This is a genomic window from Streptomyces sp. MP131-18, assembly GCF_001984575.1.
Classification (GTDB): domain Bacteria; phylum Actinomycetota; class Actinomycetes; order Streptomycetales; family Streptomycetaceae; genus Streptomyces; species Streptomyces johnsoniae.
Genome location: NZ_LZNS01000001.1, coordinates 3,765,102 through 3,786,943, shown reverse-complemented (window position 1 = coordinate 3,786,943; position 21,842 = coordinate 3,765,102). Strand labels below are relative to the sequence as shown.

Here is a 21,842-nt window from a genome sequence, read left to right as displayed (position 1 = left end):
GGCACGCCTGCTGGTCCCATCGGGTGGTCTCGCGCCGCGGAAGGGCTCGCGGGCGCCGCGGCGAGGCATACCTGCGGTCTCTCATTCGGTACGCACCAGGACACACGGAGGCAGGCATGGCGACCGGTTCGATCCTTTTCAGGTCCGCGGACGGACGGACCGCGGTCATCGACGATCCGGCGAACGGCGACCGCATCCCGCTGCCGGACGCCGGGGTGGTGGAGAACAACACCGACCGCGAGCTGCGCCTGCACCCCCCGGCCGCCGCCACCGGCGGTCAGGAGCCCGCCGTCCTCAGGACCGGCGGCACGGCGCAGGTCACCGCCGGCTCCACCATCCACGTGATCTGAGCCCCGGACCCGGCCAGACTGGGTGCATGGACGAACCGGCGTTCCCGTTCCCGCCGCCGTCCGGCGGTCTCGCGCCGGCGATCAGGGGCGTGTCGCAGCGCCTGATCCGGCTCGACAACGTGCCAGGTGCGCCGTCCGTCGCCGGACCCGCCGCGCGGGCGTTCTGCCGGGTGCACGCGCTGTGCGCCGCGGGCGGCGCACCGCTGCCGCCGCGGTACGCCCGGGAGGTGCGGGCCGCGGCGGCCGAGCTGGCCGGGGTGGCGGGCTGGGCGCTGTTCGACGCCGAACGGCACGCCGCCGCCGTGCCGTTCAACCGTGCGGCGCTCGCGCTCGCCCGCCGTGCCGGGGACCGGGACACCGAACTGCTGACCCTCCAGAACGCGGCGCTGAGGGCGGAGTGGCTGGGCAGCCACCGTTCCGCGCTCGCGCTGGCCCGTGCGGTGCTGGTGGCCGCCGCGCCGCTGCCGCCGCGCGCCGAGGCGGTGTTCCGCGTCCGCGCCGCTCAGGGCGCGGCGGCCACCGGGCCGCAGTGGGAGGCCGAGCGCGCGTTCGCGCGGGCCCGCGCGCTGCTGGCCTGGGACGGCGGGCGGCGGCCCGAGCCGCCGTGGGCCTGGTGGCTGACGGAGCAGGAGATCGACGGGCAGCAGGGCGGCGCGTACCAGGCGGCGGGGCAGTGGCGGCTGGCGATCCCGCTGCTGCGGCGGGCGGCCGGCGGGGGGCACGCCGGCTACCGCGGCATCTTCGCCGTGCGGCTGCTCGACTGCCTGCTGTCGGCCGGGGCCTGGCGGGAGGCCGAGGAGGTCGCGGCGGAGCTGATCCCGGCGGTGGCGCGCGGCGCCTCGTCGGCGCGCACACGGCGCCTGCTGACCGCGGCCCTGGGGCGCGGCGACCGCCTGCCCGGCGTCCCCCCGGGGCTGCGCGACCTCCTGCGCCGCCCCGCCGGGTAGCCTGGCGCCGTGCAGGGGAACGGACCGCCGGCGGCCGTCGCGCGGCACCACGCCTGGCACATCGACAGCCGCGAGTACGCCCGGCAGGAGGAACGGCGCGGCACGCGCCACGCGTTCACCCGCCTCGACCCCGCGCGCACCGCGCTCGTGGTGATCGACATGGTGCCGTTCTTCGTCGAGGAGAATCCGTACTGCCGCGGCATCGTGCCCCGCATCGGCCAACTCGCCCGCGCCCTGCGGGCCGCGGGCGGCACCGTCGCCTGGGTGCTGCCGGGGCCGGGCGAACGGAGCCCGGCGCAGGAGGAGTTCTACGGGCCGCGGGTGGCGGCCCGCTACCGCGCCTCCGGCGGCACCGGGCCGCTCCCCGGCCGGCTCTGGTCCGGATGCACCGTCGAGGACGGCGACCTGCTGACGGAGAAGACCGCGGCCAGCGCCTTCTTCCCCGGCCGCTGCCCCCTGCCGGACCTGCTGCGGGAGCGCCGCGCCGACACCGTCCTCATCACCGGCACCGTGACGAACGTCTGCTGCGAGTCCTCCGCCCGCGACGCCAGCACGCTCGGCTACCGCGTCGTCATGGTCGCCGACGCCAACGCGGCCCGCTGCGACCGCGACCACAACGCCACGCTGCACACCGTCTACCGCTCCTTCGGCGACGTGCGCCCCACCGCGGAAGTCCTCGGCCTCATCCGGGCGTGACGCCGCGCCGTACCCCGGGCGGCCACACCACCCGCACCGGTACCCCGTGCCGCCGCGCGCACGCGACCACGTCGCCCGTTCCGCCGAGCCCGCGCGCCGGCCGGCCGTCCCACACGGCGATCAGCACGTCCACCAGCCCGACCAGCAGTTCGCCCGCCGCCATGTAGGCCGACGAGCCTGCGGTGGCAAGGCCCGTACGGTGCACCGCTGTTGCCCGCCCCAGCAGGCCGTCCAGCGTGTCCCGGTGCGTCTCGGGCAGGGCCTGCCGGTAATCCGCGGCCGGGATGACGGCCTCCAGGCGCCCGCCGCCCGCGAGCACGGACTCCGCCAGCCACGCGTCCGGGCCGTCCGCCAGGCAGGACACCGCCACCAGCCCTTCGCCGCCGCCGTCGGCGGCCAGCCGCCCCAACTCCGCCCGCAGCGCCGCGCGGACGGCGGCCTCCGCCGGTGCGGAAAGCTCCCGGTGCCCGGTGATCCCGACCCGCATGCGTTCCCCCTGTGCCTCGGTCGAACACCCGAAGGTACCGCCGATGCTCGCCGCTCGCAGGGGTGTCGGACCAGGGTCGGGGCCACCGCCGCGATGAAGACCACCTGGATCGCCGTGCGGGAGCGGAGAGGGCCGCCCTGGGCGACCCGCCGCCGGGCGGCGGAGACGTTGGCGGGGAACATCGCGATCAGCAGCAGGAGGAGCCCGGCCGCGGTCCACCGGCGGAGGCCGGGGATCAGCAGGCCGATCGCGTCGGCGAATCGCAGCAGCCCGGTGGCGTCCACCAGCCGTTCGCGACCGGGAGGGGCGGCGGGACCATCCCGACCAGGGATGCGGGGGTGGAAGTGGCCGGCCGCGGTGAACAGGAACATCAGGGCCAGGGCGGCCCGCAGGGCCGGCTGCCGGCCGTCGACCGCGTCGACGCCGAGCAGACCGGGACCGCGGGGTCTCCACTGCACCACCGGTGGCCGCCGCGCGCGGTGACCTCGCGGGGCCACGTCCCCGAACGGGCGGTCGGAAGAGGCCCGTTCGTGGGACGCGGCGGCCGCGCGCGTCAGCGCAGGGACGCGATGAGCGTCTCCGCGCGGTGGGCGAGGGCCGCGCGGGCGGGCTCGGAGATGCCGCGGGCGCGTTCCAGGGTGTCCGCGAAGCGCTCCAGGGCGTCGGCCGTGCCGCGGTGGTCGCCGCGGGCCATGCGCGCCTCGGCCAGGGCGAGCGACGGGGTGAGCAGGATCGCCGTCAGGCGGTTCACGTCGTCGCTGCGCACGTACCCGGTCAGCTGGTCCGCGAGCGCGCCCACGCCCCCCGGGGTCCACAGGTCGGGCACGGGAACGTCGGCGAAGTCGGTGTCGGACGCCAGGTAGAAGCCCGGGTAGGCGGGCTGGTTGTACGTCGTCTGCTGGCGCGCGACCTCCGCCCGGTACTGGGGGTCGTGCATCAGCGTGTACAGCTTGTGGCCGGTCAGTTCGGTGCTGAGGTACAGGCGCAGGCTGGTGCTGTCGGCGGTGGGGACGAGCAGCTCCTCGCGCCAGTCGCCGAGGACGTCGGCGACCAGGGACGGGTTGCCCTTGGTGTGGTTGTTGGTCGTGGTGCCCTCCGCGGTCAGCAGCGTGCCGCGCTGCCAGTCCTCGATGACCGTGTCCTCGCCGAGGTAGCCGTAGCCGCCGACGATCTGCGTGGTCAGGTCGCCGGACCAGCGGATGTTCTGGTTGGTGCCGGGCGTCTCGGCGCCGAGGAAGCGGCCGTCGGCCGTCCACAGGCCGACGCCGTCCGGGTCGGTGCCGCCCTCGGGGTGGTTGGCCCAGGTCTCGTATCCCGGCTCCTCGGGCACGACGTCGCCGATCATGCCGCGGCCGGTGTCGAGGCCGGTGTACTCGCCGTACAGCACCTCGCCGGTCGCCGCGTCGCGCATCGAGTAGCCGAGGGGCGCGGAGGTGGCGCCCTCGTGGACGGCGTAGATCTCCAGGCCCGGCCGGTCCGGGTCGATGTCGGTGACGTGCATCGCGTCGCCGTGGCCGAGCCGCGCCTGCGCGCCCGGATCGGCGCTGCCTGGCGGCATTTCGGCGAACGAGCTGTACAGCAGGCTGCCGTCGTCGTCGATGGTGGCCGAGCCGTAGACGATCTCGTGCCGCCCGTCCCCGTCGACGTCGGCGGCGCTCAGCGAGTGGTAGCCCTGCGTGGTGAGGGTGCCGAACTCCGGGTCGGTGCCGTCGACTCCGTGCGGGCTGTCGTTGAACGGGTTGGACATGGGCGTCCAGCCGCTGTCGACGTTCCAGTCCTCGCGCAGCCGCTGCCCGTCCCAGCGGTAGGACACCAGCGTGGAACGGGTGTAGTAGCCGCGGGCGAAGACGGCGGAGGGGTGCTGCCCGTCGAGGTAGGCGACGCCGGACAGGAAGCGGTCGACGCGGTTGCCCGGCTCGATGCGGGCCATCGCGTAGTCGCCCCACATCAGGCCGTCGTCGTGGCGGCCCGGCTCGTAGTGGACGGTGTCCAGCTCGCGGCCGTGTCCGCCGTCGAAGACGCTGAGGTACTCGGGCCCGTCGAGGATGAAGCCCTCGAACGCGCGCAGGTTGTTGCGCTCGCTGCGGGCGGGCGCGTACACGTCCATGAAGTGGTCGGCCAGCGCCTCGGCGTCCTCGCGGCCGAGCGGGTAGTCGTAGGCGGGGTCGATGCCGAAGGCTTCCTCCAGGGTGGCGGGCCAGTTGCCCGCGACGACCTCGGGGTGCTCGTGCCAGCCGCGGAACATGTCGACCACGTGGTCGTAGTAGTCCTCGGCGCTGAGCCGGTAGTCGTCCTCGTGGGACCAGCCGTCCCGCACGTCCTCGCGGGGCATGGTGATGTACCGCTCGGACGCGACGGAGCCGTCGGCGCGGTAGCGGGTGACCTTCGTGCCGGGCGCCGTCTTGAGCATGATCTCGGAGCGGCCGTCGCCGTCGAAGTCGTAGACGAGGAACTGGGTGTAGTGCGCGCCGGCGCGGATGTTCACGCCGAGGTCGATGCGGTGCAGCAGGGTGCCGTCGAGGCGGTAGGTGTCGAGGTAGACGTTGCCGGTGTAGCCGACCTGCGAGACGTCCTTGGCGTTCGACGGGTACCACTTGACGACGTACTCGTAGGTGCCGTCGCCGTCCACGTCGCCGACGCTGACGTCGTTGGCCGAGTACGTGTACGTCTCGCCGGCCGGGGTGACGCCGTCGGCGGGCTTGTTCAGGGGGAGTTCGTGATAGCCCTCGGACCAGGGGGCGACGGGGTCGCTGAGGTCGACCTCCGTGCCGTCCACGACGGCGGCCACCCGGTACTCGGCGTCGCCGGGGGCACCGGCGTCGAGGTAGTTGGTGGAGTCGGTGACGGTGCCGAGCAGTTCGCCGTCGCGGTAGACGTTGAAGTCGGCGCCGGTCATGCCGGTTTCCGCGGCGCCGGTGACCTCGGAGCCGAGCAGCCGCCAGCTGAGGAACACACCCTCCTCGGTGGCGACGGCGGCGAGGCCCCGGTCGAGGTGTTCGAGCTGGATGCCGTCGGCCGTCCGGCCGCCGCCCCGTTCGGCGGGCGCGTCGGCGCGGGCGGGGGCACCGCCCGCGGCGGCGAGGAGCCCGGCGGTCATGAGTCCGGCCAGGGGCGCGGCCACCCACCGCCGATGCCGGGTCCTTCGTCTGTCCGGTGGTGTCATCGTTGACGCCCTTCTGCGCAAGGCCGATTGAGTCGTTTCAATGAGACGTTTCAAGTCAGGTCGGCGCGACAGTACGAGGGCCCCGCCCCGCCGTCAAGAGTCCGCGTCGTCACGCAGAGCCACCGGGCACACGTGCCGTGATTCACTCGAACCGGCGAATTGGGCGGCGGATTCCGGGACTTGTCCGGCGCGGCGCGGTGGCCACGCGTAAGGCTGGGCCGTTCGGGTGCCACGCGACACCGGGAGACGAGCCATGACCCAGCCCTTCGAACTGCCCGCGTTCTACATGCCGTATCCCGCACGGCTCAATGCCCATCTCGACCGGGCGCGGGAGCACTCGCCGCGCTGGGCCGCGGAGATGGGGATGCTGGAGGGCTCCGGTATCTGGACCGGAGCCGATCTGGACGCCCACGACTACCCGTTGCTGTGCGCCTACACGCACCCGGACGCGTCCGCCGAGGACCTGTGCCTGGTCACCGACTGGTACGTGTGGGTCTTCTTCTTCGACGACCACTTCCTCGAAACGTTCAAGCGCTCCCAGGACCGCGCCGGCGGCAAGGCGTACCTGGACCGGCTGCCCGCGTTCATGCCGATGGACCTGTCCGCGGGCACGCCCGAGCCGGCCAACCCGGTGGAGGCGGGTCTCGCCGACCTCTGGGCCAGGACGGTGCCCGCCATGTCGGAGGACTGGCGGCGGCGCTTCTCGACAAGCACCGAGAACCTGCTGAACGAGTCGCTGTGGGAGCTGTCCAACATCAATGCGGGCCGCGTGCCCAATCCGGTCGAGTACATCGAGATGCGGCGCAAGGTCGGCGGCGCGCCCTGGTCGGCCGGCCTGGTGGAGTTCGCGGCGCGGGCCGAGGTGCCGGCGGTGGTGGCGGGCAGCCGGCCGCTGCGCGTGCTGCGCGACACGTTCTCCGACGGGGTGCACCTGCGCAACGACCTGTTCTCCTACCAGCGGGAGATCGAGGACGAGGGCGAGATGAGCAACGGGGTGCTCGTGCTCGAAACGTTCCTCGAATGCACCACCCAGGAAGCCGCCGAGGCCGTCAACGACCTGCTCACCGCGCGGCTCCAGCAGTTCGAGCACACCGCCGTCACCGAACTGGCCGCGCTGTTCGCCGAGACCGGCCTCGACGCCGCGTCCGGCGCCCGCGTCCTGGCGTACGCCAAGGGCCTCCAGGACTGGCAGTCCGGCGGGCACGAGTGGCACCTGCGCTCCAGCCGGTACATGAACGGGGCTGCCGGGCCCGCCCGTTCGCCGCTGGACGGTCCTGGCGGGCTCGGGACCGCGGGCGCCGCGGTCCCGTTCGGCCGTGGTGCCGGGGCGGTCACCACGACCCGCAGGGCGGAGTCCGCGCGGGCCAGGCGCTTCCGGCACGTGCCGCACCAGCGGGTCGGGCCCTCGCTGCTGCCCGGCTTCCTCATGCCGTTCGACCTGCGGCTCAACGCGCACCTCGACGGCGCGCGGGAGCGGGTGCGGGACTGGGCGCACCGGGTCGGCATCCTCGACGGGGTGCCCTGGACCGAGGCCAAGCTGGCGGACTACGACCTGCCGCTGTGCGCGGCCGGGCTCGCGCCCGACGCCTCCGCGGACGCGCTCGACCTCGTCTCCGCCTGGCTCGCCTGGGGCACCTACGGCGACGACCTGTACCCGGTCGTCTTCGGCCCCACCCACGACGTCGCGGGCGCGCGGGCCGCGACGCGGCGGCTCGGGCAGTTCATGCCGGTCGAGGACCCCGCGGCCGTTCCGCCACCCGTGTCGCCGCTGGAACGCAGCCTCGCCGACCTGTGGCCCAGGACCGCGGGGCCGATGACCGTGCCCGCCCGCCGCCGGTTCCGCGAGACGATCGACGTGATGACGGCCTCCTGGGTGTGGGAGCTGGACAACCAGGCGCAGAACCGCATTCCCGAGCCGGTGGACTACGTCGAGATGCGCCGGATGACCTTCGGCTCCGACCTGACGATGTGCCTGTGCCGCCTCGGGCACGGCCCGAAGGTGCCGCAGGAGATCTACCGCAGCGGGCCCATCCGTTCCCTGGAGAACGCGGCGAGCGACTATGCCTGCCTGATGAACGACGTCTTCTCGTACCAGAAGGAGATCGAGTACGAGGGCGAGATCCACAACGGGCTGCTCGTCGTGCAGGACTTCTTCGACTGCGACTACCCGGCCGCGCTGCGCATCATCAACGACCTGATGTCCGAGCGCATGCGGCAGTTCCAGCACGTCGCCGCGCACGAATTGCCGGTGCTCTACGACGACTTCGGACTCGACGACGAGGTGCGCGGCATCCTCGACGGCTACGTCCGCGACCTGGAGAACTGGCTGGCCGGCATCCTCAACTGGCACCGCTACTGCCGCCGTTACCGCGAGTCCGACCTGCGCCGCCACTCCGGCCGCGGGTGGCCGCTCGGCGGCCCGATGGGGCTCGGCACCGCGGCCGCGCGGATTCCCCTGCCCGCCGGCGCCTGGGGGCGGCAGGCCCCCGCGGTGGTGCGCCAGGGCGCGTAGCGCCGGCCGCGCCCGCCGCCCGCCGTGCGGTGCGCGGCGGGCGCGCCCGGCGACGATCGGCCGGCAGCCGCCGGTCCCCCGCCAGGACGCGACCGTCCACGCCTGCCGTCGTCCCCTCGGCCGGGCCCGCGCCCGCGTCGGCGGCCCCTGCCCGGCACCGCGGTGCTTGTCGCGGATTCGGCCGCGGGCGCAACCATGCGGGTGCGAAACTATGTCACTGCACGGGGGAGTTGTCGCTCCGCCGACCCGTGCGAGCTCGCAGGGGGGACACGTTGTCACTGCTCTTTCCCGATGGAATCTTCAGCCCTCAGGCCCTGGGGGACGAGCGCACGACGGGCATCCTGCTGGACGCCACACTGCGCTGCGGTGCCGTCCTGCGCCCCAGCGACATCCTGCACGCGGTCATCGGCTCCGGCGACCAGGCCGTCCTGTCCGTGCTCGGCCTGGCGCTCGCCGACGGCGCACAGCCCAGGCACCTGCGGGAGACCATCGAGGTCTACAACGCGGGCGCGGGCGGGAGCGGGGCGTCGTCCCGGCCGTTCGACGGCTCGCGCGCCCGCTGCGCGCCCGAGACGCTGGCCGCACTCGACGCGTTCGAAAAGGCGCTGGCCGCGGACCGGGAGCGGCTGCGGCCCGTCGCGCTCGAACTGCTGCTCGCCCGGCTGCTGGAGCACCAGGACGCCGACGACCTGACGTTCCTCGGGAGCGTCCTGGACGCCCCCGCCGCCGTCCTGGCGCTCGACGAGCAGGTGCGGGTCAGCAGCGAGCCGCTGCCGACGCTGCTCGACGACGCCTCGGGCCGGCTGCGGTCCGAGGAGTTCTCCGCGGACGCCTGGGGCGTGCTGGAACTGGCCGCCGAGCGGGCCGGGGAGCTGGGGTACGACCGGCTGCTGCCCGCGCACTGCTTCCTGGCGCTGCTCGCCGAGACCGAGGGCCTGACCGAGCGCCTGGTCCGGCTCCAGATACCGCCGCGGATCGGCCTGGTGAAGGCCGTGGAGGTACTGAACGGCGCGTTCCGGCTGTCCGAGCACGCCAAGGACTCCCCGCCGCTGCACCGCGACGGTCTGGGCGACCCGCTGCTCGCGCTGCTGCACGCCGCGCGCCGCGCCGCGGCGCTCCGCGGCGGGGAGCGCGCCGACACCGGGCACCTGCTCGAAGCGCTGCTCGCCGACCCGCCGCCACGGCTGGCCGCCGTGCTGGAGGGCGAGCCGCTGCGCCTGAACGTGGGGCGGATGCGCGACCACCTGGACCAGGAGCTGCGGTCCGCGCGTACCGCCGCGCCGCGTGAGGTGCCGTTCCGGCCGGCGGCCGGGGCGCCGCCGTCCGAGGATCTGACGTGGCTGGCGCGCACCGAGGGCATCCCGCCCGTTCCGCACCTGGACCACTACTTCGACCCGGTGAACCGGGCCCTGCACCGCACGGTCGGCAACCACGTGCTGCTCACCGGCGAGTCCGGCGTCGGTGCCACGACGCTGCTGCGGGAGCTGGCCAGGCGCGCCGCGGACGGCACCATTCCGTTCCTGCGGCGCAAGCGGTTCCTGCACGTGGACTGCCAGGACGTGGCGCCCGCGGAGAGCGCGGAGAAGCTGGGCCGCATCATCTCCGACGTCGCGGGCCGCACCGACCTCGTCGTCTGCCTCGACGGCCTCGGTGCGCTGCTGCGCGGCCCGAACGGCACGACCCACGTGCTGACGCTGCGCAGCGCGCTGAAGGAACGCCGCCTGCACCTCGTCGGGGTGCTGTCGGGGCAGGACTACGACGATCTGCTGGCCGCCGACCACGCGCTGCGCGAGCTGACGACCCGGGTCGAGCTGGCGGAGCCGGGCCGGGACGCCGCGCGGGACATGGTGGGGCAGGCGGCGGACGGGCTGGCCGCGGAGTTCGGCATCGCCGTGGCCGGGAAGGCCGTCGACCGGGCCGTGGTGATGGCCGGCGACTTCATCCTCAGCCAGCGGCTGCCGCTCGCCGCCGTCAAGGTGCTGCGCCGGGCCGCGGAGGACCTGCACTACCGCCGCACGCAGCTCGGGGACCCGCAGTCCGAGGTCGGGGTGGCCGACGTGGTGCGGGTCATCGCGGAGGTCTCCGGCGTTCCCGCGGCGCAGATCGCCGGCACGGGCGGCGAGCGCGTCGACTACGAACAGGCGCTCGGCGGCTCGGTCTTCGGCCAGGACCGGGCGGTCGCGACGGTCGCGGGCGAGCTGCGCCGCATCAAGGCGGGCCTCGCCGGGGCGGACGGCGGGCCCGCGTCGGTGATGCTGTTCGCCGGGCTGACCGGCGTCGGCAAGACGGAGCTGGCCAAGACGGTCGCGAGCTTCTACTCGACGTCCAAGCTGCTCCAGACCTACCCCATGGGCGGGTTCACGGAACGGCACAGCGTCTCCAGCATCCTCGGCTCCCCGCAGGGCTACGTCGGGCACGAACGTGGCGGGCGCATCGTCAACGAGCTGAACGCCGACCCGTACGGCGTGTTCCTCCTCGACGAGGCCGAGAAGGCGCACGCCGAGGTGTGGCGGCCGTTCCTCAACCTGTTCGACGAGGGCTGGATCGAGGACAGGCGCGGCGTCCGTGCGCACGGCGACCGGGCCATCTTCATCCTCACCACGAACGCGGGCCACGACGTCATCGCCCGCATGACCCGCCAGGGCGCCGACGAGGAGGACATCGCGGCGGCCGTGAAGGAGGCACTGCTGCGGGCGCGCAGCGGCGGGTCGCACGAGGACCCGGTGTTCACGCCCGAGTTCCTGGCCCGTATCCGGCGGATCATCGTCTTCCGGCCGCTGGACGAGGACGCGATGACCGGCATCTGCCGGAAGATGGTCGGCGCGAAGCAGGCGTTCTGGCGGGAGAAGCGCGAGAAGGACCTGGTCGTTCCCGAGCGGCTGATCGCCTGGGCGGCGCGGCGCGCGCACGAGGGCAACGAGGCGGCCGACGGCAAGGAGGGGGCGCGCAAGCTGCGCGAGCTGCTCACCGACCTCATCGAGGACCCGATCCTGAAGGCGCAGGAGCGCCTGGAGGACGACTACCGGCGGTGCGCGCGCATCGAGCTGAGCTTCGACCCGGGCCCGCCGCCCCGCACCGAGGTCCGGTTCGCCGCGGCGCCCGACCTGGTGAAGAGCGACCTGGTGAAGAGCGACCTGGTGAAGAGCGACCTGGTGAAGAGCGACCCGGCGAAGAACGGGGAGGCGCGGTGAGCGGCGCCGGCGGCGGCGAGGAGGGCGAGGACCTGCGGTCGTTCGTGGGCCGTACGGTCGCGGGCCGCTACCGGCTGACCGACTGGGTCGGCGGCGGTGCGTTCGGCGGCGTGTTCCGCAGCACACAGCACATCCTCGGCCGCCCGGTGCGGCGCGTCGCGTGCAAGTTGTCCCGCCGCGCCCGCATGACGGAGGAGAACGCGGGCGAGCTGTTCACGGACGTGCTGCGGCTCGCCGAGGCGATGGACGGCATGACCGACGCCGAGGCGCGCAGGCATCTCGTCCATGTCTACGACGGCGGCCTGGCCGCGGACGCGGACGGGCGCGCGTTCCTCGTCATGGAGTACGTGCCGGGCACCACGCTGGCCGACCAGTTCGCGTCCCTGAAGACCGTGCCGGCCCACCAGCTCCTCACCTGGGCGCGGCAGATCTGCGTGGCGCTGCGCGGCCTGCACGCGCTCGACCCGCCGCTGCTGCACCGCGATCTGAAGCCGGACAACGTGCTGCTCGGCACCGATCTCACCGTGCGGCTGATCGACTTCGGCCTCGCGGCCCGGCTGGTCGCTTCGGGACAGGTCCCGGGCGTAGCGGGCACCCTGCGGTATATGGCGCCCGAGACCTCGCAGGGCCACAGCGTTCCGGCCTCCGACCTGTACTCGCTCGGCGTGGTGATCTACGAGGGCCTGACCGGCCGCCACCCGTTCGGTCACCTCGTGCCGCCCCCTGACGTGCCCGACGTCTCGCACGGCGACTGGCTCTACCAGCAGAAGCGCCTGGTCACGCCCGCCCCGCCGTCCACGCTGAACAACACCGTGGGACCGGCCGTCGACGCCCTGGTCCTGCGCTGCCTGCGGACCGATCCGGACCAGCGGTACCGGTCCGCCGCCGACCTGCTCGACGCGCTGGCCGCGGCAGAGTCCGCGGGCGCGCGGGCCCGCCCGCCGGGCGCCGACGACGTGGAACGGGCCGCCGGGCTGCTCGCCGCGAACGACGCGGAGGGCGCACGCCGCCTGCTGACCCGCACCCTGGCAGGCGAACTGCCCCCCGCCGCCCGGCTGGCCGCCCTGCGGCGGCTCGCCGACGCGTTGACCGCGCTCGGCGAGGACGGCACGGCGGGCGACCGGCTGGCCGACGCCTGGCTGCTGGCGAAGGACACGGCGCTGCTGCGCAGCCGCAACGAGCGCGCCGCGCTGCTGGTGCGGACCGTGGCCTGCTACCGCAGGGCGGGCAACACCTTCCAGGCCGACCACTTCGAGTGGCTGCGCCGACGCGAGCTGGGCAGGGGGTGAACGCGGCCGTGGCCGAAGGGCAGAAGGCTCCGCAGGCACCGGTGCGGTCGTTCCGCAACGTCTTCACCGCGACCGGGCGGCTGCGGAACCGCTGGGCCGACGCCGTCGCGGAGCCCGATCCGGCGCAGGCGCTGGAACGGCTGCGCCGGCTCCGCGACGTGCTGGCCGCGCGGCCCGCGCCCGCGGGCGTGCTGTGGGTGCCGTTCGTCGCCTCCGTCACGGACCCGCGGTTACTCGGGCTGCTGGGCGAGGAGGACTTCACGGCGCTCGCCGAAGCGGGCCGGCAGCTCGCCGGGCCCGCGTTCACCCTGGAGCAGGCGTGGCGCCCGCTGATCGCCGCCCGCGCCGCCCGCGGCGAAGCCGCCGCCGCCGGTGCGCTGCTCACCGAGCTGTACTGGGCGCCGGGCAGCGACGAGGCGGCCCGCGACGCCGCGGCATCCGACCTGGCGCGCGCCGGGCACCGCGGCCCCGAACACCTGCGGATCTACGCCGCCCGCCTCGCGCGGGGCGGCCCCCTGCCGCCCGGCGTGCCGGAACGCGTCGCCGAGGTGCTGCGCGTCGGCTTCACCGACGACGCGGACACGCTGGCCGCGGCGGCCGAGCTGGCCGGTCCCGCGCGCCCGGCCGGGGTGCCGGGCGCCGCGCGCGCCCTGGGCCTGCACCGGCTGCGCGTGGCGGGCCGCCCGGCCGAGGCCAGGGAGCACTTCGCCGCCGCGTGCACCGCGGACCCGCACGACGAGACGGCGCTGCTCGGCCTGCTGGCCGCCTGGATCAGGACCGGCGAGGCGGCCGGCACGCCCGGCTGGCTGCGGGGGCGCTGCCGCCGGGCCGCGCCGGGCGGGGCGCTCGCGCGGCTCGGCGAACTGATCGACGTGCTGACCTGGCTGGACGCGGACACGGACGAAAGTCCACCGGCGCGCGCCGAGCATGTCGGCACGCTGGCGCTCGAAGCGTACGTCGGCGCGTGGTTCGCCTACGCGCGCGGGCGCCTGCACCTGGTGGAGGGCGATGCGGAACGCGCGCACGCCGCCCTCGACCCGGTCACCGCCTTCGCGGAGCGTAACGGCGGCGCCGACGCGCCGCCCGGGCGGGACCTCTGGATCTACCACGGCGCCTGGGCCGAGCTGCTGACCGGCCGGGCGCGGGACCGTGGCCGGGCGGCCGTGCCCTGGGCACTCGGCTGCCTGCTGTGGGACGCGGACCCGGGCCTGACCGCGGGCCTCACCGTCTCCGGGCCGCCGGCCGGCTACGCGCGGGTCGGCGCCGCCCGGCGCGACCTGGCCGCGGGCACGCGGCCAGGCGCGGAGCCGGGACCGCTGCCGGCGGGCGCTGGCACGCCGGAGCGCCTTGAGGCGCTGCGCACGGCGCTCGGCGAGGCGTACGCCCGGCGCGGCGCCGACGGCATGCGCACCCTGCTGCGGCACCCGCTGTACCGGCGGCTGCCGCGCGCCGACCGGTTCCTGTGGTCGGGTCTGCGGTCGCTCGCGGGCGAGCCGGAGGAGGCCGAACGCCTCCTCGGCGAGGCCGCGCGACTCGGGCACACCCGGCGCGCCCACCTGATCCTTGCCGCGCACCATCTGCACGCCGGGCGCCCGCGCCCCGCGCGCCGGCTCCTCGACGGCTGCACCGGCGCCAAGGCCGAGGTACTGACGGCCTGGTCGGAGGCGCTGCTCCCCGAGGACGTCCCCGAGGACGTTCCCGATGACGTCCCGTCGGCCGCGCGGGACGGCGCACCGGCCCTGGTGGCCGCGCGGCGCCTCGAAGCCCTGGGGTCCGGCGTGCCGCCGTACGTCGCGTCCGCGCGGGGCGCGCTGTGGCTGCGGGGCGGCGACGCGGCGCGCGCCGCGCGGGACTTCGAGGCCGCGCTGTCCGCCGCGCCCGGCACCCTGCCGGACGAGGCGTACGCCCTCGCCGCCGCCGCCCGGGCGGCGGCGGACGGCACCCTCGCGCCCGACCGAAGGCCCGGCGCGGCGGTGTGGACCGCGGCCGAGCGGCACCCGTGGGCCGAGTGGGTCTTGAGCGTGACCGCCCTCGCCGACGATCCGGAGGGCTTCCCGCTCAACCGCGCGGAGCGCCTCCGCAGCCTCGCCGAACGGCCCGGCGCCTCCGCGGACCTGGCCGTGCCCGCCCTGGCCACCGCCCTGGCGGCGGCCGGGACGGCGAGCGAGTCGCCCGCCCGCCGCGCCGCGTTCGCCGCGATCCTGCACCGCCTCGCGGCCCGCCACCCCGGCCCCGCGACCCACCACGCGGCCGACCTGACCGCTGCCGCGGCGGCCCTGGCGGCCCCGGAACCAGAGCCCGGCGGGCAGACGTCCGCCGACCGGCCGCTGCACGCGCTCGTGACCGCGGCCCTGGCGCTCGAAGCGGGCGAACGGGAACGCGCCGCCGGACGGTTGGCGGGCGTGCGCGGGGGCACGCGGGCGCACCGCGCCTGCGCCCTGCTGGCGGACGCGCTGGCGGGCCGCCCGCCGTCCGCCGCGGACGGCGGACCCGCGGCGGACGGCGAGCCCGCCGCGCTCGGCCTCCTGCGGGCCGCGGCGCTGGCCGGTCAGGACCCGGACGCCGCGCTCGACGCGCTGGCCACCGCGGCCACCACCGCCGCCGCGACCACCGGGGACGGCGGCGGGAACGGCGGCAGCGACGGCGACGCCCTGGCCGCCGTCGTCGACCTGACCCGCGCCCTGCCCGCGCTGTGCGCGCGGCCCGCCCCTGGCGGCGGACGCAGGGCGGGCCCTGCGCACGCGTTCGCGCCGTACGTGCGGCGGCTCGCCGAGCACGGCGCCGAAGGGCTCGACCCCGCCGTGCACGCCCGCTGCGCCACCGTCGTCGGCGAGTTCGCACTCGCCGGGCGGCTGTGGCGGCAGGCCGTCACCGCGGCGGAGCGCGGCGGGGGCGAGGCGGGCGAAGCCCGCGGGGACTACGTGCGGCTGCTGTGCCACCGTGCGGTGGCCGCCCGGCAGGACGGCGACCCGCTGCGGGCCGCGCGGCTGCTGCGCCACGTCGCCAGGATCGCCGCGGGCGGCCCCGTCGAGGTGGCGAGCGGGGAAGAGAGGGACCTGCGATGACGGGTGGCATCAGGCCGGGCGAGGCCAAGGACGCGGCCCGCGGCCTGCAGAGCGCGGTGTGCGTGGAGCGGCTGCTCGACGCGCTGTTCCCCGACGCGCCCCAGGACCCGGTGCCGTGGGACAGGGCCGGGCGCTACCCGGCGCTCGAACGGGCCATCGAGTCCGACGGCGTGCTGCGCCAAGCGCTCCTCGCCGACGACCAGGACCGCATCGCCGGCGCCTGGTCAGGACTGCTGAGCCGGCGCGGACTCGACCTGAGCCTCCACCACACCCTCGCCGTTATCTACCGCGAGCAGACGCTGCGGCTGCCCCCGCACACGGAACGGGCCGCCGACCTGCTCGCCACCACCACCGCGCTGTGGGTGCTGCTGCTCGCCTCCGCGACGTTCTGGCAGCTCCAGGCCGCGCCGCGGGAGGCGGTGGCCGAGGCGGAGGACGAGCTGCGGGCCGTGGTCTGCGAGGAGTTGTTCGGCCTGCACCGCAAGCACGGTACGGTCGCGCTGGACCAGGACGAGCCCGGCCTCGCCGAGACCCACCTGCGGGTGCTCGACGCCTGCCGCGGCGGCGCCGCCGCCGTGCGCGACCTGCTGGCCGGCACCCGCCTGACCTGGCTGTCCCCGGCCGACCCCGGCCGCTGGGCCGACGTGTCGCGCCTCGCCGGACGCGTCATCGACGACTGGTCGCACGAGGCGATCCGCCACGCCGAGGAGGTGCTCGAAGACGCGGACGCGGTGGCGAAGCTGCCGCCCGGCATCACCAAGGACTTCACGTCGGCCGTTCACCGGCTGCTGCCGCTGGCCGGGCTGGACGTTCCGCTGCCGCGGGTGCTGACGGCCGGTCTTGAATGGTGCAACGAGTGGCAGTACTGCATCTACGGGCTGCCGGTGGACGACGCCTCCCGGCAGCGTCAGATGAAGGGCGCGGTGCGGCTGGCGCGGCACTTCGCCGACGACCTGGCCGGTGTCGCCACGCCGGGGCAGAGCCACCTGCGCGAGAACCAGGCGCTGTCCAAGCACTTCATGTTCCGCGGCTTCATCGCGGACGACCCGGCCGCCGCGGAGCAGGCGTACCGGACCGCCCTCGAGTGGAACCCGCTGAACAGCAACGCCGAGGACCTCATGAAGGACCAGCGGACGGCGGCGACCCTCAAGAGCGCCTTCGACCGGGCGACGGACGCCCTCAACGGCGGTCGCCCCCAGGAGGCGCTGGACGCCATGCGGACGGTCGAGCACATTCCGGAGGCCGGCGAGGACGTGCGGCTCGTGCGCCACGCGGCGCACGTGCGGCTGGCCGAGCAGCTGCTCGAACGCAGCCAGTACGCGCGGGCGCTGGACGAGTTGCGGCGGGCGGCCCAGTACACCTCGACGGCCGAGGAGGAGTGCACGGTCCTGATCTACCGGGCGCTGGTCCTGCTGAAGCAGAGCGGCGCCGCGCCGCGGCGGACACAGCCGCAGCTCCAGCTGTCGGCCCAGTCGCAACTGCGGCAGGCCCTCGCCAAGAATCCGCCGGACCACATCAGGGAGCAGATCTACCAGCTGGCCCCGATGCTCCGCTACCAGTAGGCCGCCCGTGACCCCGAGGGACTGAGATGAGACCTAACCCCTTCCACGTGCTGGGACTTCCCGTCACCGCGGACGACGAGGCGGTGGTGGAGCAGGCCCGCGACCTGGCGCTGATCGCCGACGAGCACGAGGAACGCGCACTCGCCGAGTGGGCCAAGGACGAGCTGACGGGCCGCCCGGAGACGCGCAGGCTGCACGCGTTCCTTGAGGCGCCGGCCACCGACTACCGGGCCGACCGGTGGGCGGACTTCGCCCGCAAGCACCGGCGCGGCCCGGTCACCCCGGCCGCGCTCCGCCGCGCGGCCGGGCCGCTCGGGCCCGAGGACTTCGATCTGGGGGCGGCGGCGCGGACCGCGGCCGAAGCCCTGCTGGCGCCGCCGGAGGCGGACGTGCGGCCCGCGGTCGAGGCGCCGCCGGTGCCGTACGAGCTGCCGGAGCGGCCGCCGCTGGAGGTGCGCGATGTCCTCTTCGGCTGAGCGAAGCGGGGCGCACGAGCCCCTGGACTGGGACGACTTCGCCGAACGGCCCGCCCCGCGGGAGGCGGCCGGGAGGGACGGCGGGGACCTGCCGCCCGACCGCGAACTGGCCGCGGTGCTCCAGCGGTTCTGGTCCGACGTGGCCGAGGAGCGCAACAAGGCGCATGCGGAGGCGGCCGGTACCAGGGAGGCGGCCGTCGAGCTGGCCATTCACGTGGCGCGGCTCGAAAGCCTGCTGGCGGAGGCCGTGGAGCCGCTGGAAGCGGCGGGCAAACGGAATCTCGGCCGGCGGCTCGCCGTGGTGTGCAAGCAGATGCAGACGCAGCTGGCGCAGATCGGAGTCGAGGCGACGGACCCCACGGGCGAGCCGTTCGACGCCGTCGCCGACGAGGTGGACGTGCTGCGGTGGCGCCACGGCGCCCAGTACCCGGCGGAGGTCGTGGCCCAGGCCCTGGAACCGGTGGTCCGCGACCGCGGTGTGGTGGTGCGCCTCGCCCAGGTCGTGATGGGCGCCCCGGCCACGGACCCGGCCACGGACCCGGCCACGGACCAGCCCGCCGGCAGCACACAGGACACACAGAGCATGCGCGGCATACAGAACACACAGGGACACGAGGGCGCGCGGGGCGGGGCAGTGGAACCGGCGCGGGAGAGGGAGCAGCAGGAATGACCCAGTGGGTGAGCAAGGCGGTCGGTATCGACCTGGGCACCACCAACAGCGCGGTCGCCGTGATGAATCCGTCGGACACCGACACCGTGATCCACCAGGACGCGACCCGCGCCAGGACCACTCCGAGCTGCGTGTGGCGCAACCCGCGCAACGGCGAACTCGTCGTCGGCCGCAAGGCGTACGCGCGAATCGGCAGCGAGCCGGAGCCGGTGACCTCCGTCAAGCGGCTGATGGGCACGGGCCGCACTGTCGCGCTCGGCGGGGAACAGGTCACGCCGCCGCAGGTGTCGGCCGAGATCCTGCGGGAGATGAAGCGGCAGATCGAGCAGGACGTGTCCGGCTTCGACAGCGCGGGCACGCGCTGGCTGGTGGACCGGGCCATCGTGACGGTGCCCGCGTACTTCGACCAGCCGCAGGTGGAGGCCACCCGGGAGGCCGCCGAGCTGGCCGGGCTCGGCGTCGTCGACCTGCTGCACGAGCCGACGGCGGCGGCCAGCCACTACTGCTGGAAGGCGGGCATCAGGGACGGCACGTTCCTCGTGTACGACCTGGGCGGCGGGACGTTCGACGTGAGTGTCGTGCGCTGCACCGCGGGCGACTTCCGCGTGCTGGGCATCAGCGGCAACACGATGCTCGGCGGCGACGACATCGACGGCGCGCTCGCCCACCACCTGCTCGGGCTGCTGCGCGCGGACGGCTGGCAGCTGGACCTGGACATCAGCGGCGACCCGGAGGACGCGCTGCGCTTCCGGCGGCTGAAGTCCCTGGCCGAGGCCGCGAAGAAGGCGCTGACCGACCGCACCGAGTACATGCTGCGGGATTCGGGAACGGTCCTGGACCAGGCGGGCGACCCCGTCGTCGTCGACACCCTGGTGGAGCGGGCCGACCTGGAGGAGGCCGCCCGCCCCTTCGTCGAACGCACCTTCCAGTACTGCGAGGAGGCGCTTGACCGGGCGGGCAAGGAGGCCGGGATCACCCTCGCCGACGTCGACCGCGTCATCCTCGCGGGCGGGTCCACGCACCTGCCGCTGGTGCGGCAGCTGGTGACCGAGCGGCTGTGCGCGCACTCCCAGGGCGCAGAGCCCGTGTACGAACGGGTGGACACCGTCGTCGCGCTCGGCGCGGCGGTCCGGGCCGCCGCCGTCGGCGGCCTCGAACTCCACGACGAGGAACGGACCGTGCGCGTCGCCCTGCGCGGCACCGCGGTGACCACCGCGGAACGGGCCACCGTCGCGGGCACCGCCCAGGCGCTCGCGCCCGGCATCGACCTGTCCGGCGGCTACGTGCAGCTGACGGCGGAGGACGGCTACGAGGACTCGGCGGACCTGACCCCGGGCGGCGGTTTCTCGTTCCTGCGGGTGCCGGTCACCCCGGGCGCGCAGACGCTGCTGGGGATCGAGGTGTTCGACGCGGCGGGCGAGCCGCGCGCGCAGGTGGCGCGCGCCGTGACGCACGACCGCGAGGCGGGGCCGCTGGGCTCGCCTGTCACCAGCGCGATCTGCGCCAAGCCGATCCTGCTGGAGGTCAGCAGGTCAGGGCGGCGGCACCGCAGGGAGCTGATCCCGGCGATGCGCCCGCTGCCGCTCAAGGCGCACTTCACGTTCAGCCACCCGGGGGACACCGGCACCGTCGAGTTCCGGCTGTTCCAGCAGAGCCGCCAGATCAAGGTCATCACGGCGGAAGTGCCGTCCTCCACCCCGGCCGGCACCACGATCCACGTGGACGTGGAGATGGATGCGGGGCTCCTCATCACCGTTCGTGGCACCATCGGCGAGCACCCGTTCGACGGCGCGGTGGAGGTGCCGCCGGAGCGGGAGCTGCCGGACGCGGAGCAGGTCGCCGCGCTGCACCGCGGGTTCGAGGAGGCCGTCGCCTACCTGCCGACGGGCGAACGGACCGTGTCCAACGCCAAGATGGCCAAGGCGAAGCAGGGTTACGACAGCGCGGTCGCCGAGGGCGACACGGCCCGTGCCGTGCACGAGTTCGGGCAGATGGAGGAGCTGGTCAGCTCCGTCGGGCGGCCCGAGGCGGACCTCGAACCGCCGAAGCACGACTTCGACCGGCTCATCGCCCAGTGCGAGGACGCGAACCGCTACCTCGTCACCCGCGCCGCCGACCTCGAAGTACCGCACGACGCGGTCGAGATGGGCCGCGCCATCGACGTACAGCGCGAGCAGGGCGAACGGGCCTTCGCGGCCGGCGACCAGCGGTCGTACGGCGAGGCCGTGAGCCAGCTGCACGGCTACCTCGAACACCTGCGGGCGCTGACGACCAAGGTCTTCACCAAGGACGCCCCGCTCAGCGACCTGGAACGGGCCGCGGGGCTGCTGTCGTTCGTACTGGAACGCGTAGCGGAGCTGCGCGGCCTCGTCGCCGCCGTCGGCACCGAGGAGCACCGGCAGACCGTCGAGGACGTGGCGCGCCGGGCCGGCGCGCTGGAACCGGTGCTCGGTCAGGACCCCGCGCGGGTGCAGCAGGAGGCGGCGCGCGAGGTGCGCAGGCTCGAACAGCTCGAAACCATCCTCAAGGGACGCAGGCGCGGCGGCGAGGACGGCTCGTTCGTGCCGGTGGACCGGCCGTGAGCGGCACGGAGTTCACCGTGCCGTGCCCCGTTCCGCTGTGCCGCACGGACAACGTGTACGCGGCGCGGGCCTGCGGCGGCTGCGGCACGCCGCTGTTCGGCTACGCCAGGCTGTACGCCCGGCCCGCGCGGCTGTTCAACCGGGGCCTGGCCGCCGCGCGCGCCGGGCGGGCGGCGGCGGCCAGGGACTGCTTCGCCGCCGTCGTCCACTGGTGTCCCGGCGACACGGAGGCCAGGAACGCGCTGGCGCTGGCCTGCCTGCGCCTCGGCGACACGGACGAGGCACGCCGCCAGTGGGAGGAGGTGCTGCGCCGCCGCCCGGAGGACCCACGGGCACCCCGCGGTCTCGCGACCCTCGCGACCGCCGACCCCCCAGGCGCTGCGGGCTCTTCGGGCTCTTCGGGCTCTGCCGGTTCCTCCGTTTCTCCCGGTACTCCTGGTTCCCCCGATTCTCCCGGCTCCTACGGCTCTGCGGGCTCTTCGGGTTCCTCCGGCTCTGCCGGTACTCGCGATCATCCGGGCGCTCCGGGCTCTTCGGGTTCTCCGGGGTCCGTCGGCGCTGCGGGCTCTCCGGGTTCTCCGGGTTCCGTCGGCGCTGCGGGCTCTTCGGGTCCTCTGGGTTCTGCTGGCGCTGCGGGTCCTCTGGGTTCTCCGGGTTCCGCTGGCTCTTCGGGTTCTCCGGGGTCCGTCGGCGCTGCGGGCTCTTCGGGTCCTCTGGGTTCCGCTGGCTCTCCGGGTTCTCCGGGTTCCGTCGGCTCTCCGGGCTCTCCGGGCTCTCCGGGCTCTTTGGGTCCCCCGGGGTCCGCCGGTTCCGCCGGTTCCGCCGGCTCTGCCTGCTCTTCGGGCTGACGTC

14 protein-coding genes are annotated in these 21,842 nt (G+C 75.0%); 12 read left to right on the top strand and 2 right to left on the bottom strand.

Going from position 1 to position 21,842, the window contains the following annotated elements:
• The first annotated feature begins 116 nt into the window (after positions 1-116).
• Genes STBA_RS16850 through STBA_RS16840 form a run of 3 tightly spaced genes read left to right on the top strand, consistent with a single transcriptional unit; the run spans position 117 to position 1,993 of the window.
• Entirely contained in the window at positions 117-350 is a 234-nt protein-coding gene (locus tag STBA_RS16850) for a hypothetical protein (RefSeq protein WP_077060044.1), read from the top strand.
• Positions 351-376: 26 nt separating this feature from the next.
• Positions 377-1,297: a hypothetical protein gene (locus STBA_RS16845; RefSeq protein ID WP_077060043.1), complete on the top strand. Its 921-nt coding sequence runs from the start codon at positions 377-379 to the stop codon at positions 1,295-1,297.
• Positions 1,298-1,306: 9 nt separating this feature from the next.
• Complete coding sequence (locus STBA_RS16840; RefSeq protein ID WP_077060042.1) at positions 1,307-1,993, top strand: isochorismatase family cysteine hydrolase; 687 nt, start codon at positions 1,307-1,309, stop codon at positions 1,991-1,993.
• Here STBA_RS16840 and STBA_RS16835 read toward each other — a convergent pair.
• A complete protein-coding gene (locus STBA_RS16835; RefSeq protein ID WP_077060041.1) occupies positions 1,980-2,480 on the bottom strand; it encodes a hypothetical protein in 501 nt (166 codons plus the stop codon). The two genes, STBA_RS16840 and STBA_RS16835, sit on opposite strands and share 14 nt — an antisense overlap.
• A 553-nt stretch (positions 2,481-3,033) precedes the next feature.
• The gene (locus tag STBA_RS16830; RefSeq protein ID WP_253194775.1) at positions 3,034-5,601 is read right to left on the bottom strand and encodes a rhamnogalacturonan lyase; all 2,568 of its coding nucleotides are present in this window, start codon (positions 5,599-5,601) and stop codon (positions 3,034-3,036) included.
• A 295-nt stretch (positions 5,602-5,896) separates the two neighbouring features.
• Here STBA_RS16830 and STBA_RS16825 point away from each other — a divergent pair, with 295 nt between their 5' ends.
• From STBA_RS16825 to STBA_RS39500, 9 genes are all read left to right on the top strand, one after another.
• Positions 5,897-8,155, top strand: a complete 2,259-nt coding sequence (locus STBA_RS16825; RefSeq protein ID WP_077060040.1) for a Geosmin synthase — start codon at positions 5,897-5,899, stop codon at positions 8,153-8,155.
• Between the two features lie 272 nt (positions 8,156-8,427).
• Positions 8,428-11,346, top strand: coding sequence for an AAA family ATPase (locus tag STBA_RS16820; protein WP_077060039.1), 2,919 nt, complete (start codon positions 8,428-8,430; stop codon positions 11,344-11,346).
• The gene (locus STBA_RS16815) at positions 11,343-12,635 is read left to right on the top strand and encodes a serine/threonine-protein kinase (RefSeq protein WP_077060038.1); all 1,293 of its coding nucleotides are present in this window, start codon (positions 11,343-11,345) and stop codon (positions 12,633-12,635) included. The genes STBA_RS16820 and STBA_RS16815 overlap by 4 nt, the downstream gene beginning before the upstream one ends.
• 8 nt (positions 12,636-12,643) lie before the next feature.
• The gene (locus STBA_RS16810) at positions 12,644-15,700 is read left to right on the top strand and encodes a hypothetical protein (protein WP_079251975.1); all 3,057 of its coding nucleotides are present in this window, start codon (positions 12,644-12,646) and stop codon (positions 15,698-15,700) included.
• The gene (locus STBA_RS16805; protein ID WP_077060036.1) at positions 15,697-17,262 is read left to right on the top strand and encodes a hypothetical protein; all 1,566 of its coding nucleotides are present in this window, start codon (positions 15,697-15,699) and stop codon (positions 17,260-17,262) included. Before STBA_RS16810 ends, STBA_RS16805 begins: the two co-directional genes overlap by 4 nt.
• A gap of 26 nt (positions 17,263-17,288) precedes the next feature.
• Complete coding sequence (locus tag STBA_RS16800; protein ID WP_143659500.1) at positions 17,289-17,738, top strand: hypothetical protein; 450 nt, start codon at positions 17,289-17,291, stop codon at positions 17,736-17,738.
• Positions 17,722-18,408 (top strand): hypothetical protein, encoded by a 687-nt coding sequence (locus STBA_RS16795; protein ID WP_077060034.1) that lies wholly within the window; start codon positions 17,722-17,724, stop codon positions 18,406-18,408. The genes STBA_RS16800 and STBA_RS16795 overlap by 17 nt, the downstream gene beginning before the upstream one ends.
• Positions 18,405-20,990 carry an Hsp70 family protein gene (locus STBA_RS16790; RefSeq protein ID WP_077060033.1) on the top strand — a complete coding sequence of 862 codons (2,586 nt, stop codon included), beginning with the start codon at positions 18,405-18,407 and terminating at the stop codon, positions 20,988-20,990. Before STBA_RS16795 ends, STBA_RS16790 begins: the two co-directional genes overlap by 4 nt.
• Positions 20,987-21,838, top strand: a complete 852-nt coding sequence (locus STBA_RS39500) for a tetratricopeptide repeat protein (RefSeq protein WP_077060032.1) — start codon at positions 20,987-20,989, stop codon at positions 21,836-21,838. The genes STBA_RS16790 and STBA_RS39500 overlap by 4 nt, the downstream gene beginning before the upstream one ends.
• The last annotated feature ends 4 nt before the right edge of the window (positions 21,839-21,842 follow it).